Genomic DNA, 13310 nt, shown 5'->3' with positions numbered 1-13310 from the left:
TCCAATATCCACGCTTTTTAGAATATGTTTCAATTTCACATGCAGCAATGTCTTTTGCTTCTGATAAATTAGTGCCGCGATACACGAGAGTATTTATCATGTATCGCTTGAACATTCGTTTCCAGATGAAATAGAAGTGATGGCATAAGTATTCATTCATTATCTAGTTCCGGTGCCAATGGATATTTAAGTTCTGCCCACGCTAAAACTTTTTGATTTTTATCTAATTCTTCATAGTAATAAGTGTAATCAGGATGATTATATTCTAAACACCAACCCACACTATGAACCCAGCCATATTCATCATTTTGTGTTGCCCATTCAGGAATGTCATCATAATATGACAAAATATTTTCTCCCGTGGGGCTTGGCTTGTTTTGATAAGTTAAAGTAGTAACATAACGTTTATGATCGATTATTGTTCTATTAAAACAAGCTTTACCTGTTTCCTCATCAAGTCCAACATATTCAGTTTTTTGTATAGCTCGTTCAACATAAGCCCAGCATTTTATTCCTTCACCGATTTTTATATCTGGATGCTCTGTGAAATTCCAATCTATATTAAGCATTGAGTTAATCTTATCAATTACTTGACCCGGCGAACCTGAATCATTCTCTTCTTTAATTCCAGTAGCGCGAGCTATAGCAGCAAGACCTTTACAAGAATCAATAAACATTTCTTTGTAATCATTGCTTTCTTTTTGAAGAGATTTCAATTTATCTGAAATCGCATTTAAAGTTGAATAATCGTCACAGCTTGCTACTCTTGCTAACTCGTGACATGCGGATATTAAAGATTCTGTATTTTTAGTCATGATAATTACCTTTTTTAATAATCATATTTTCACAAATTTCTTTCGCTCGATAACACGTGTCAATATCGAACCAGCCGAAGTGACATTCACTGAAATTAATTCCTAATTTTCTTGCTAGAAATTTATACGCGTCCGTTCGCCCTAAATTACATTTTTCTCTCATTTCCTCAAAATGATAATGACCATTCATTCTAGCGTTCCGAGTTGCTTTATTTGCCAGCGTACCGAGTGGGATACAAGTAAACTGATGCATGCCGACATAAGCCCTACACTCAGTACAAATATATAACCACGGCCACTTGCTATAATTCCTCCCGAACACTTCCTTGTGACTTGCTATTGTTACGTCGCCTTTGCAATATCTGCATTCTGTCGGAATTGGTAACGGGTCTTTAACCCGCTGGATTGCTTTAACACTTGGATTCCACGGTGTTTTCTGCATCATAGTCACCTCTATTATTAATTAATATAACGATTGCCAATATATTCATTGTCCATTTCAGCAATTAACTTAGTTCTCAATTCCGTAAGAATCTGTCGCTCTTCATGCGTACTACATGAAGTAAATGCTGTGGAGTATTCAACATGATGCTTATTTAAGTCTTCATTAAACGAGATAAGAATTTCTAACTTCACAGCCATAAATCACCTCATTGAATTAATTATTTTTCCTTACATCTTTCAGGATTTCCAATAATAAGTACGCTATGAGTAAAGTCAGACGACTTTACTTTTTTCTCGATTTCTCTTTTTTTCTTTTTCCTTTTTTTATCTCTACAGCTCTGACATTCAATACAGCTACCATTAGACACGTATCTTAGCGTGTGCCCCTGAGGGCACGGGTCGCCATTAAATTTTTCGCCATATATCATAATTGTCCTTATTTGGATTGTTGTATCACAAGTCTATTTAATTCGTCTTCAAGAGACTTAAGATAATTGCTTTTCTCCTCAGCGGCATTATATGCTGCAAGCGGATTTTTGGTTATTTCCCCTCCCGGAATTAACCAGCCCTTGTGGAAATCAGAATATGGACAATAAATTCTTCCGACTTGAATATTGTCGTGAGCATGTTTCATCTCTATTCCTATAATTGAGTGAGTTTTTGAATTTCATCCTTAAGTTCACTGATGAAAGCGGTGACTTCCTTTTCAATTTCAAGTGCAAGCTCATCATCAAAATCAATCCGCATCCTGAAGTATGAGAGATTGGGGGGTAAACGGTCGTCATAGCTGATGAAGTCACACCATTTTCGGCCCGTACACATCATTTGAGCGTGCATTTGTAGCATATATTCACGCTTTGGCTTTTGTGTCTTAATTGTCTCAATGTGTGTCCATGTGTTAGGACATTTTATTTCAAGCAATCCATTGTCATTTACTAGCCCATCAGGACTCGCACCGAATAATTCAATGCTGGGGTGTTCAACAAATCCCGTTTCACTAACCGTGGCGTCAAATTCATTAAGACAATACATTTCCCTTGCTACTGCTTCTAACTCGTTACCGCGTTCCATTGCAGCAGTTTTAAACCCCTCCTCATACTTCCCTGTAAGTTGTTCACATATGAGTTTTGCCATGTAATTATGACGAGATGCGGAGTAACCACTCTTAGTTTTAGCCATCACGTTAGCCACCCCACTAGCCGTTACTTTCCCCAACCTGGCTTTGTACCATTCAGTTGTTTTCTGTTCCATTGCTCACCTCACTGTATTCAGCGTCAATAGCAATACTGTTTTTAATCCGTTCTTTTTCAATATTGCCGATGATTTTTTTCTCTTCCAGTGAGAGCTCTATCCATAGTTTTTGAAATGCTTCCATGCCGATTTTTGCAGCTTCTTCACAGCGAGTGATCAACACCTGGCGATCAATGTGACTTTCTTGTCCGTTAATGACTTCAGTCGCAGTTCCAGCGGTAATTCTTTCTGCTTCGTCCTGGTCATATATACCAGCAAAACCAAATGCAAGCCGGGCGCATTGAATCATAGCCTTGTGCCGTAACATTCGCTTTGGGTGAGACTGCCATGGTTGCGTTGAACGCTTACACTCACTCATGAATTCAGTCACGCTTGTCGGGTGAGTTCTGTCTTTACGATAAATTTTGCATGTACATGACTCATCATCTTGCTCAAACTCCATGCCATCAAAATTTTTGTTTTCGTTGATAATTCTTGCCCACCCATCAACGCCGACAACTGGCACAATCCCTGCTGTTTTGTCTGGGAAAGCGTAAATTTCTTTCGTCCACGGATTCAAGTTATATTGATTGGCAACAATAAGCAGGGCAACAAATTGTTGTTCCGTTGCATTGCCCCTGAAAGCCGTAGCCTTTAATGTTTCAATCAGTTCCCCTTCTTGAACTTTCATCCCTAATTTTTCTGCTAGCGTCTCTGTTAGCGAAACTAAAGCGGTACTCATACCGTAACCTCCTCTTTTTTGGTTATTAATAAGCAAACTTCATATAAGAAGTTATTGAGCAAATTCATTGCTTCGATATTGTCTTCAAATATATTGCCAAAATATTTATTTGTTATATCTGAGAATAGCTTAGTGGATTCGAGCGGAAGTTTATTATAAATGGTTTCAGCATCCATGCCCTGTTGTTCTAATATAATTTCCCCATAGTGCTCATCTTCTAACCGCTTTTCTTCGATGTCATCATAAACAGCATATGGGTTCATATTACAAAGCCTCTATTTTGTATCCCCTTCGCTCGAAATATTCCTTTATTTCGTTGAAGCAAAGATTAGAGTTTCCAATGATTTCCGCAGCAGTTCCTTTTGTTATGAAATATCCATCTTCAACCTCAATCTCAAATCCTTTATTTTTTGTAAAGCTTTTAAAAGAGTCACAATTGACTATAAGCATAATTACCTCACGAAGATTAAAATAATTGTTGCAAACAGAATCAAACAAGACGGATATAACATAGCAAAGAGCCACTCTTTAATCATACTCATATGCTAATCTCAAATATTGCATTGCTATATTCCATATTATTTGGCTATCTATATTATGTGCCATTCTGGCTTTAGACTGAGCTAAACTAAAAATATGTTTGTTTATTTTCATAATTAATAGATGATTTTTAAATGAGTCGTATTTCCAGAAGCAATAACTTTGATGCAACTCTTCGCGTGCTCTTCATGAATTCCGGCTTTAATTAACTCTTGCAGAGATTCATTGTTAATGCGTTTACGATGTTCAATGTCAGCCTGCCGCTGCATTTCTTCGTCTTTCTGACGTTGTATTTCAGCGAGTCGGGCCCGCTCAGCGGATTCTGCTTTGCGCCGCTCAGCATCAATTGCAGCTTGTTTTTCACGCTCAGCACGTTCTAGAGCTTCCAATTTTTCACGTTCTGCCCGCTCTGCGGCTGCTTTTGCTTCAGCTTCGCGTCGTGCTGCGGCTTCGATTTCTACGCGTGCCTTTTGCTCTGCATCAAGCCTGGCTTGTTCTGCTGCCTGACGCTTAATTTCTTCTTCACGAGCAAGGCGCTGGCGTTCTTCAGCAGCTTTCTTTTCAGCCAGTTCTCTATCAAATTTTTCATTCATTAACAGAGCAATCTCATGATCGACTTCAGCCCGTTTTGTCAGTTCCTCCGCTGCTATTCGAGCCTCTTCTTCAAGAGCAAGACGCTCTTGTTCGGCTTCCCAGTCTGTCAATGGCTGACGAACTTCATCACGTAAAGAGTCAAGTCTGTCGCGAATTTGCTTTCTGCTATAATCAATTTTTTTCGGTATTTCTTTATATTCGGCAACTAAATCTTTCCCGATGTTATCAATGTATGCTTTTGTTTGAGAGACTTTATAAGCGAGTGATGCAATTTCTTTTCGTCCTTTTACTGTTGTTAAATCTGGAATAATTCTTTTTACTTCACTTTCAATTTGATTAATAATTTGCTCTATTGCATCGTTATTTGTAAATACAGAGAGCGCGTTTTGTTTTTCAATAACAACTAATTCATTTTTATCTGACATACTTTATTACCTCTGTTATATTCCATGAGCCCTCCGCTGGCTTCAAAACTCCATGTTATTAAAACTCACCCTTATTTATTTTGATTAATGCTGTTGCATGTTGCTGAGCGGCTTCTTCCGTTAAATGAATACATCCATTTTTAAGATATAAATAATCAAGATTATCGCTGTACCAAGTCAAATAACTTAATTCATCACTTGTTATTGGTTTTATTACAGAATAGTATTTATCTCCTTTATTCAATTCATAATCAACAGGCTTAGGAAAACTCACTTTGCCGACCGTTATCATCTCTGGCTTGCGGCGATACAGAGAATTAATGAGCCACTGCGGATGAAAAGTTAAAGTTCTCCACTCTTCACCACCACATAATTGTTCCCACAGCTTCCACGGCTCATCGGTTTTCAAAGCATCTTGTGCATACTGCAACATTAACTCAGCGTGCACGTGTCTTTTATTGTCTGACATTGTTTAATCCTCTCTGTAATTTAGAAAAAGCATCCCTGCCGATATTTCCCTATTTTCCCCCAGTGTGGCGAAGTAATCATTCGATTAAATCATAAAAAGTACCGTAAGTTATCTCTTCAAAACATTCAGGAACTTGTGGCCTTTTATCCCAACCTTCTTTCTCTGCCTTAGGAATGGCGAATAAAATAATGCTCTTATCTTTTGATGCCTTTCCTGCTACTGTTGATAGCACCGGAATGCCGCGTTGATTTTGTTTTGGAGTTCCTAATGTTGTGCAACTAATGTTGAACTTCTCAATAAGAAAATCTTTGTAAGTGGGTAGGTTCTTTAACTTCCTGTTTGTTTCTTCTCTTAAATCAGAAATCTTTTTATTAAATTCCTTCCCAGCTTTTGAATTGCTTTTTGCATGAACTACTTTTAATTCATCATTTTCCACAATGATTTTTACAGCAAAATCAAATTCTTTTTCTATTGGAAAAGCAAATCTTTCTATTAACGTTCCATTTACGCCATACCCATGCTGAAATGTCGCCCCTTTTGCGCCGATGTTATCTTTCGCGGCTTTAATAACTTCCGCGCGCTTCTCTTCGATAATTTGATACTCATCGTCAATTTGTTTAACGATATCACCAGTTAGACGATAGTATTTAAAATCTCTTTCGCTCATATGTCATCCTAGTATTAATTTAATAAATAGCTTCCGTGCCGATAATTCCTGTTATTTTTCTCGTGCTTTCATCATTGCATCTGCCATTCTGTAATAGAGAATGGCGATGTTATTTAACGTATCGTCGGTTGTGTTAAGTAGAAACATACCCGTATCATCCCCCTGACAAGCCCAATCTCCCTGCATGGCTTGAGCCGCAAAATAATCCCTTAATGTCATCTCATCTTTATGTTTTTTCTCACTTAATATTTCCATATAAATACCTTTGTTTGTTAATTTAATAATTGGCATCCCTGCCGATGTTTCCTGTTATTTCCCGGTGCGGCGAAATTAAACTTTTAATGCAATCATATTGTTATCTTGCATATGCTTTAGAATTGCAAGTGGCACTATATTTGAGCATTTTGACATATCTGTAATTACAATTTCACACATATCTTTTTGACGCTTGAAAAAGTCTTTAGTACAAGCTTCGAAAAGTGAGTTATATAAATCTCCGTTCTCTTTTACTATTTCAAGCAACTGATTTTTATCTTCGAAAAGATTGATAATATCATTTGCGATACATTTCATATAATTCTGATGTTCTGCTGTTAGTTCCATTTTTATTCTCCTATAATTAACTCACCACAGCCCACTATAAATGAGCTGTAATTAGTCAACTGAGAGCCAACCATTGACGATAATATTTACGTTCGATCCAACATAGCTTAGCTAAACGACGTCTGATTTCAGAGCGTGGAGCTTCGGATATAGCCCATTGACGATAACGTTCAAAATTTTCTTTACATTCAGCCGCAAATTTCATTTGTGGAGTCATATTTATACCCTCGCTGTTACTGTTGTTGATTGACTATTTCCATGATTAGCCTCTCTGTAATTAACTCACCACAGCCCACTAAATGGGCTGTAATTAGCTAATTTGTGCGATTAATTAGATGTAACCGTAAGCTATTTCTTTCTCTAACAAGAGAATCATCTCTTTCAGCTGTTGTTCTGATTTGATTACCCGGAATTCGTCTTTTAATTTTTGTGGAAGCGGTAAATTACTACAACAAATCAATGTTTCTCTATTTCTAATCATAGAAAACATTTGCACATAGAGTAGATCATTGACAATTCTGCTGACAGATATTTCATAAGCGCCTTCACGAATTTCAATTCCTCTTTGCTTCGAGAAATTGACTGTTGATTTACTGATTTTCATAATTAAATCCTCATATATTATCTAACTGAATAAAGCCAGGTATTCGGTAATAAACGGTTATTAAATGATTCTACTGTTTTGCTTTGTTTGATAACTGACAGTGAAAGAGCCTTTAATGTTTTTGTTGAGCATCCCGTTAAAGTGGTGACGATCTTTCTTTCAAGATCGCGGTTAGCTTTAAGAGTCTTTTGCTCTTCCATACGTTGGTTCTTCCTGCGTAACTTACAACGTTGTTTGGCACTCATAGATACCTCATTAGTTACCACACTCTCGCAGTGGCCGCGCCGCAAACGCAAAGCGGTGGAGTGTTATAGCGTACTTATGCGTTAACCGGGCGCTAACCGGAACTCAGTGATGCCTGAATGCCTCCTTTCCCTCACTACGTCGCCGTGGGAACTCGACCTATCTACAGTCGTCGTAGCCTGAATTTATCAGGCTCTGGCAGCGGTATAACCGCGTTAATAAACCATGATGAGTCCTTGTAGTTAAAGTGTGTACACCTCGCGGCATACTTGTCATATTGTTAAAGAGCGAACATCCCTTTAGTTACTGCTTCCTGTTATTACTTGTACTGCGTTGTTTCTTAGCACTTGCGAATCATCCCGATATTCATACGCCTCGGGCGGCTACTTCGTGGGCTTTCCTTGCCTGTTCGCTATCTTGTGTGCCTTTGATGTGATTTAATATAGCCAAAGTTATTTTTGATGTAAATAGCCAAAGTTATATAAAAATAGAAAAAGACATTAAATCGTTGATAGAAAAGGATATATTTTTTTAATTAATATTTTGATGTGTGATTTAGATAAGGTCTTTTTGGGGAAGGGGGACAAAAAAGCCCCATTACGGGGCTAAAATTTGATTACTAACTGTGGTATCTATAGTTAATTGATTGGCTAATCATTACCTTGCCTTGAATGTATAACTTTTGTGCTTCCTCTTCATCAAGATACCAAGTTTCATACTTCTTATTATCTGAAATAATCGCTAATTTTTTATACTGTAGCTGTAGTCTCTTGATGTATAGCTGGTTCTCCAATATAAAAATATAGATACCATCGCCATCAAAATGATGCTTTGTTATGTCAACAAAAATTTGATCTCGCGGTTCAAATGTTCCTGACATTGAATCCCCGTTGACTGTAATCATTTTTATTGAATCGGCTGGTCTGCCTCCAAATAATTTCCTGGCCTCATCTTCGGTATACTCAATTGAACATATTGTTTCGATAAATTCAGAATTAACAATCACGCCGGACCCCGCGCTCGCTTGAATATCCAGTAGATTCACTCTATAGGAGCACGGAGAATTTTTACTACTAAATTGTTTCTCATAGTTACTATTTTGTGATGAAATCGTGTTATCGCTCGATTGCCCTCCTGAGCTGCCGTACATGTCGCCATTTCCAGTCGCTAACCATTCAGCGTCAACCATCAAAGTTTTTGCTATTTCAATTATTTTCCTGGAACTGGTGGCTTTACCTGATGTCAGTTTCCAAACGCTGGGCTGAGACATGCTAACAGCCTCAGCTAGCGAGGCTTGAGTAAAGCCCTTGTTTTTCATGGCTAGTTTTAGCCGTTCTGCAAGTTTCATTTTTTCCATATCACACAATTTATAGCTTGGGCTATATTTCGTCAAATAACTAAAGCTTTACTTTATGAATAGCCATAGTTATTATTTGCTCTGATTCAACAGTGGAGGTTATTTTTTATGACGAATAAGTTGATCGAACGGGCTATTGGCATGGTTGGCAGCCAGCAAGCTCTTGCTGACATATGTAACGTAAAACAACCATCTGTTTGGGCGTGGTTGCATGGGCGTAAAAAACCATCTGCAACAAATGCCATGCGTATTGAGCGTGCAACAAACGGATTAGTTCCAGCGTGCCAATTGAGACCTGATTTATCTGAATTATTTGGCGAAATTATCGCCTGATTTTAATGCTCTTTAACAATCAGCCTCCTACGCTGCAAAGTGTAGATTCCCTATTTAAGCAATAGGGATTCCCTGCTTATCGGGGAGCGTAGTCTTAATCAAGGCTATAAATTTAACTTATTTAGGAAATTTAACATATGGAAAGCGCAATGGAACGCAAGTTTCGAGAGATGGAAAGTAGATTAATTAAAAAACTGGTGCTGAAAGGCGCGAGGAATGTCGCCGAAATTATCGGGTTTCATGAATCCCAAATTGCACGCTGGCAACGACCACAACGAATTGATGATATCAGTCTTATCGAAAAGATGGCTCGTTTCTTAGTTGCAATTGAGTATGACTCGAAAGATGAATCCGTTGTGATCACAGGAGAGGATGCAAAAGCATTATTGGCTGCTTTAGAGCTTATCAGATACCCAAAAAGAAAAGCCCCAACTGTTACTGAGGCTTCTAATCAAATCGAACTTTCAATGTGAATCAAGCGGGGGAACTCTCACTTTCCCCGATACCACTAGCGAGGTGATTATGGACAGTTTCGACTATCACGTCAATGTCTTGATGCCAGCGAATTTCTTTCGTGATGATGAGAAATGGATACGAGAAATGCTGTTACAGCTCGATCCATCCACTCGCGGAAAAATTACGGTACGTTATTCAGAAGTGTATGAAGCGGCTTGGGATGAGGAACCGATTTCGTATCGAAAGGGCAATGCAGCCAGACGAGCGGCAAATATCCGGCTCAGGGAGTTTGTCAGGAAATATGCCGCTTTCAGTCAAGGGTATGTAACAACCCCAAATGAGTTGCTGAAAACAGGCACTAGCCAGAACAACCAGCCCATACCGGATGCCGCTTAAACACAGGTGCTAAATAAAACGCTGTGGAAGGTCTTTTCTGGTAAGTGCTGAAAGTCGAAGTTTGCACAAGGCCAAAAACCGAAAAACAAAGGTCAACGGCGGATCGAGTCACAGAATCTGACATATAGAATCATAGAAGGGACGACTTAAAAATATGTTTAAAATCAGTAAGTTAAAAATGCGTTTTTCCCACAGTATGGGACAAATTGTCCCACAGTATGGGAAAGTCTTTAAAAACAATGGGTTATAAGTAATTTGGCGGGTAAGGTGATGACTAAACAGTCAAAAATACACAATGTTGAAATTATACCCAATCATGAGACTAAAGGCTATATATTCATTCAGGCATACGATAAAGGTATTGATTTTATTACAAAATGTGCACAGGAGAGAGATAACGCAACAATAATTTTGTATCTGAGAATGATCAAGGACATGGACAAAGAGACGGGGGCGCTGATGGTCGATGTATCAACGCTCATCTCACAGACCGGCTTATCAAAAAGTGCGGTGTACAGATCGATAAAAACCCTGAAAGATTCAGGGATGATACGCAGCAGGTATAGCAAAGTTTATGAAATAAACCCGGATGGTTTTTGGAAGGGCAAGCGTGAGTTACGAGATACCGCGCTGTTTTTTGCTGAATCAAACCGGGCAAGAAATGTGAAATACAGATTGAACCCTGCAAGTGTTTCTACAGATTCATTCACCGTTCCCGCTACGTTTGAAGAGGAAACGTAGCGAAATCATCAACAAAAGCGATTCGGAAAACTTTGGCGAGCGATTCCGAACCGACTTTCGAAGGACTTAACATGTTAAATATAACACCGAAGGTTAAGCAGGTCACCGCGCTTAACATGCTTCGTCACGAGTGGAAAAAACACCGGACGTTTTTATTATCGGCTAGTGTGGGATTTGGTAAAACGGCTATCGCCGCGTTTATCACAGAGGGATTTGTTTCTCGCGGAATGCGCGTCATGTTCGTTGCCCCGTATACCGTGTTACTGGATCAAACAGCAACCCGGTTTGTCGAATACGGATTACCCGCCGACCAGATCAGCTACGTTTGGCGAAATCATCCACTACATGACGCCGAACGACTTATTCAGATTGCTTCAGCGGATACGCTCATTCGTCGTGAATTTCCAGACAACATCGACCTGTTGATCATTGACGAGGCCCACATGAAGCGCCGCAAGCTACTAGAAATCATCAGAGATAGCGATATTCGTGTTGTCGGTTTATCAGGAACCCCGTTCGCTGCATGGATGGGTAAATATTACGAGAAGTTGATTAAGCCCACGACGATGAAGGAATTAATCAGCATTGGGGATTTGAGCAAATACGAGTTTTACGCACCCGACCGGCCGGATTTGACCGGGGTAAAAACGACCAGTTTAGCTACTTTTGGTAACGATTATAACGAGTCACAAATTGCTGAAATTATGGGCGATTCAACGTTAGTGGGTAACATCGTTAAATTTTGGCTTGAGAACGGCGAAGACCGGCCAACAATCTGCTTTTGTGTGAATGTTAAGCACGCTAACTATGTCACGATTGAATTTAACAAATCGGGTATTAACGCCGAAGTAATGACAGCAGAAACCCCGCACGACGAACGGCAGTTGATCATCAATCGGTTTGAAACTGGCGCTACAAAAATCATCGTCAATGTCGGTGTACTTGTTGCCGGGTTTGATAGTGATGTCCGGTGCATCATTTACGCCCGGCCTACAAAGTCAGAAATCCGATGGGTGCAATGTCTTGGTCGAGGGCTTCGTACAGCATCGGGTAAAGATAAGTGCTTGATATTCGATCATTCTGGCTCTATTCATCTTCTCGGCTTCCCGGACGAAATCGAATATGACAAGTTGCCCTCAAAAAACGACGGCATGAAATCTTCATCAAGTTTTAGCGAGAAAGTCAAACAAGAAAAGATCCCGAAAGAATGCCCTGGTTGTCATTACATGAAGCCAGCCGGAATCTACGTTTGTCCGAAGTGCGGTTTCAAGCCATTAATGGGTGAGAACGTTGATGTTGATGAGTCTCGCGGGCTGAAAAAATTAGGGAAAAACGAGCGAATTTACAGCAAAGAAGAGAAACAAAGCTGGTGGTCACAAATTAAATATTATCAGCGTGAGCGGGAAAATCAGGGGAAACCCATCTCTGATGGCTGGTGCGCTCATACTTACAAGAAAAAGTTCGGTGTCTGGCCGCACGGCTTAAGCGATCACTTAATTGAAATCTCACCGGAGGTTTACAACTTCATTCGTTCTAAACAAATCGCATGGGCCAAGATGCAGGAGAAGAAAAATGCGAACGGTGGAAGCAGTGAAAGGGCGGTGGCCTGAAATTTTTGAATACTACGACTTACCCCCTGTTACAGGAAAAAAGCACTATGCAGGAGAGTGTCCTGCATGCAAGCGAAAGGGAAAATATCGATGTGATGACAAGGACGGGACGGGATCATGGATATGTAGCTGCGGGGCGGGAGATGGGTGGAAGTTACTAGAATTAACTCAGGGAAAGGATTTCAAGACGCTGGCAAGGGAAATTGATTCACTGATAGGAAATAGTTACAACGGGGGACATAATAAGCAGCAGCCACGGCTAGAAACTCAAACAACCCGCGTAAAAGTCATCAGCAAGTTCTCAACATTACTCCCGCTAAAAGATACTGCAGCTCAACATTATTTGTTCAGTCGCGGCATATTCGAATTACCGACCGGCCATATTCGTTTCAATACGGAAGAAAAAACGCCATTTGGGAATAAGCAGGCTATTTGGTCGATTGCTACAGATGATAAAGGGGCGGGTTGCTATCTACACAGAACGATACTGGATGGGGAAAAGAAAGCCGATTTCGATGGCAATAAGCGCATGCTGAAACTACAGGAAGATAACTATCTTAACTTTGCTAATTCCATTGCTATCCGCATGTTTCCAGTCTCTTCAACTTTAGGGATAGCAGAAGGGATAGAAACGGCTTTGTCGTGCAAACAGATATACGGCTGTAACACGTGGTCAACTCTGAATGCCGGGTTCTTACGGAAATTCCGCGCACCGAAAGGAGTTAATCATTTGATTATATTTGCTGACAGAGATAGTAACGGTACGGGACTCGCGGCGGCGTTCGAGTGTGGTAATAAAAACATACTCAGTAATAACGATGTGGAGCTTGTCAGTATTCGTTGGCCTGAAACCGGGGATTTCAACGATATGTTGATCAACGGTGCAAAAGTGTTTCAAGAGCAGTTACAGAGATGAAGGATTTTTGATATGACAGAGAAACTTAAGCCGTGTCCGTTCTGTAGCGGAGAAGCCGCAAGATTACGTACTTCATGGGGGCTGGTAATTGTGTTTTGTACTACATGCAAAAACCAGACTACGAG

Annotated in this window: 22 protein-coding genes; 6 read left to right on the top strand and 16 right to left on the bottom strand. The window is 39.8% G+C overall.

Annotated features, from left to right (window positions below):
* Positions 1-152 precede the first annotated feature (152 nt).
* From C5469_RS21235 to C5469_RS21160, 16 genes are all read right to left on the bottom strand, one after another.
* Positions 153-815 carry a hypothetical protein gene (locus tag C5469_RS21235; RefSeq protein WP_166310539.1) on the bottom strand — a complete coding sequence of 221 codons (663 nt, stop codon included), beginning with the start codon at positions 813-815 and terminating at the stop codon, positions 153-155.
* Positions 808-1260, bottom strand: coding sequence for a zinc-finger-containing protein (locus C5469_RS21230; protein WP_242689549.1), 453 nt, complete (start codon positions 1258-1260; stop codon positions 808-810). The genes C5469_RS21235 and C5469_RS21230 overlap by 8 nt, the downstream gene beginning before the upstream one ends.
* 435 nt (positions 1261-1695) lie before the next feature.
* Positions 1696-1893 carry a DUF1317 family protein gene (locus C5469_RS21225; RefSeq protein WP_166310538.1) on the bottom strand — a complete coding sequence of 66 codons (198 nt, stop codon included), beginning with the start codon at positions 1891-1893 and terminating at the stop codon, positions 1696-1698.
* 8 nt (positions 1894-1901) lie between these two features.
* Positions 1902-2510, bottom strand: a complete 609-nt coding sequence (locus C5469_RS21220; protein ID WP_166310537.1) for a lambda exonuclease family protein — start codon at positions 2508-2510, stop codon at positions 1902-1904.
* Positions 2491-3231 (bottom strand): phage recombination protein Bet, encoded by a 741-nt coding sequence (bet, locus tag C5469_RS21215; RefSeq protein WP_166310536.1) that lies wholly within the window; start codon positions 3229-3231, stop codon positions 2491-2493. The genes C5469_RS21220 and bet overlap by 20 nt, the downstream gene beginning before the upstream one ends.
* Positions 3228-3494, bottom strand: coding sequence for a hypothetical protein (locus C5469_RS21210; RefSeq protein WP_166310535.1), 267 nt, complete (start codon positions 3492-3494; stop codon positions 3228-3230). The genes bet and C5469_RS21210 overlap by 4 nt, the downstream gene beginning before the upstream one ends.
* A gap of 1 nt (position 3495) precedes the next feature.
* A complete protein-coding gene (locus C5469_RS21205; protein WP_166310533.1) occupies positions 3496-3681 on the bottom strand; it encodes a hypothetical protein in 186 nt (61 codons plus the stop codon).
* A 206-nt stretch (positions 3682-3887) separates the two neighbouring features.
* Positions 3888-4790: a coiled-coil domain-containing protein gene (locus C5469_RS21200; RefSeq protein WP_166310531.1), complete on the bottom strand. Its 903-nt coding sequence runs from the start codon at positions 4788-4790 to the stop codon at positions 3888-3890.
* A 58-nt stretch (positions 4791-4848) separates the two neighbouring features.
* On the bottom strand, positions 4849-5259 hold the full coding sequence (locus C5469_RS21195) for a hypothetical protein (RefSeq protein ID WP_166310529.1): 411 nt from the start codon (positions 5257-5259) through the stop codon (positions 4849-4851).
* A gap of 76 nt (positions 5260-5335) precedes the next feature.
* Positions 5336-5926 (bottom strand): DUF5420 family protein, encoded by a 591-nt coding sequence (locus tag C5469_RS21190; protein WP_166310527.1) that lies wholly within the window; start codon positions 5924-5926, stop codon positions 5336-5338.
* Between the two features lie 51 nt (positions 5927-5977).
* Complete coding sequence (locus C5469_RS21185; protein ID WP_166310507.1) at positions 5978-6181, bottom strand: hypothetical protein; 204 nt, start codon at positions 6179-6181, stop codon at positions 5978-5980.
* A 75-nt stretch (positions 6182-6256) separates the two neighbouring features.
* Positions 6257-6529, bottom strand: coding sequence for a hypothetical protein (locus C5469_RS21180; protein WP_166310525.1), 273 nt, complete (start codon positions 6527-6529; stop codon positions 6257-6259).
* A gap of 55 nt (positions 6530-6584) precedes the next feature.
* Positions 6585-6746 carry a hypothetical protein gene (locus tag C5469_RS21175; RefSeq protein ID WP_166310523.1) on the bottom strand — a complete coding sequence of 54 codons (162 nt, stop codon included), beginning with the start codon at positions 6744-6746 and terminating at the stop codon, positions 6585-6587.
* A 114-nt stretch (positions 6747-6860) separates the two neighbouring features.
* Entirely contained in the window at positions 6861-7133 is a 273-nt protein-coding gene (locus C5469_RS21170; protein WP_166310521.1) for a hypothetical protein, read from the bottom strand.
* Between the two features lie 17 nt (positions 7134-7150).
* Complete coding sequence (locus C5469_RS21165) at positions 7151-7378, bottom strand: hypothetical protein (RefSeq protein ID WP_166310519.1); 228 nt, start codon at positions 7376-7378, stop codon at positions 7151-7153.
* 617 nt (positions 7379-7995) lie between these two features.
* The gene (locus C5469_RS21160; protein ID WP_166310517.1) at positions 7996-8724 is read right to left on the bottom strand and encodes an XRE family transcriptional regulator; all 729 of its coding nucleotides are present in this window, start codon (positions 8722-8724) and stop codon (positions 7996-7998) included.
* A 117-nt stretch (positions 8725-8841) separates the two neighbouring features.
* Between C5469_RS21160 and C5469_RS21155 the strand changes: the two genes are divergently transcribed.
* From C5469_RS21155 to C5469_RS21130, 6 genes are all read left to right on the top strand, one after another.
* Positions 8842-9066 carry a transcriptional regulator gene (locus C5469_RS21155; RefSeq protein WP_105396910.1) on the top strand — a complete coding sequence of 75 codons (225 nt, stop codon included), beginning with the start codon at positions 8842-8844 and terminating at the stop codon, positions 9064-9066.
* A 137-nt stretch (positions 9067-9203) separates the two neighbouring features.
* Positions 9204-9539, top strand: coding sequence for a CII family transcriptional regulator (locus tag C5469_RS21150; protein WP_166310515.1), 336 nt, complete (start codon positions 9204-9206; stop codon positions 9537-9539).
* A 49-nt stretch (positions 9540-9588) separates the two neighbouring features.
* Complete coding sequence (locus C5469_RS21145; RefSeq protein WP_242689548.1) at positions 9589-9918, top strand: hypothetical protein; 330 nt, start codon at positions 9589-9591, stop codon at positions 9916-9918.
* 270 nt (positions 9919-10188) lie between these two features.
* Positions 10189-10659 (top strand): helix-turn-helix domain-containing protein, encoded by a 471-nt coding sequence (locus tag C5469_RS21140; RefSeq protein ID WP_166310513.1) that lies wholly within the window; start codon positions 10189-10191, stop codon positions 10657-10659.
* 71 nt (positions 10660-10730) lie between these two features.
* Positions 10731-12269 carry a DEAD/DEAH box helicase gene (locus C5469_RS21135; RefSeq protein ID WP_166310511.1) on the top strand — a complete coding sequence of 513 codons (1539 nt, stop codon included), beginning with the start codon at positions 10731-10733 and terminating at the stop codon, positions 12267-12269.
* Positions 12232-13185 (top strand): primase-helicase zinc-binding domain-containing protein, encoded by a 954-nt coding sequence (locus C5469_RS21130; RefSeq protein ID WP_166310509.1) that lies wholly within the window; start codon positions 12232-12234, stop codon positions 13183-13185. Before C5469_RS21135 ends, C5469_RS21130 begins: the two co-directional genes overlap by 38 nt.
* Positions 13186-13310: the final 125 nt, after the last annotated feature.

It is taken from the genome of Photorhabdus cinerea, from assembly GCF_011189575.1.
In the GTDB taxonomy this organism is placed as follows: domain Bacteria; phylum Pseudomonadota; class Gammaproteobacteria; order Enterobacterales; family Enterobacteriaceae; genus Photorhabdus; species Photorhabdus cinerea.
Note: the sequence above shows the minus strand (reverse complement) of the source record. Positions and strands in the feature narration are given on the sequence as shown.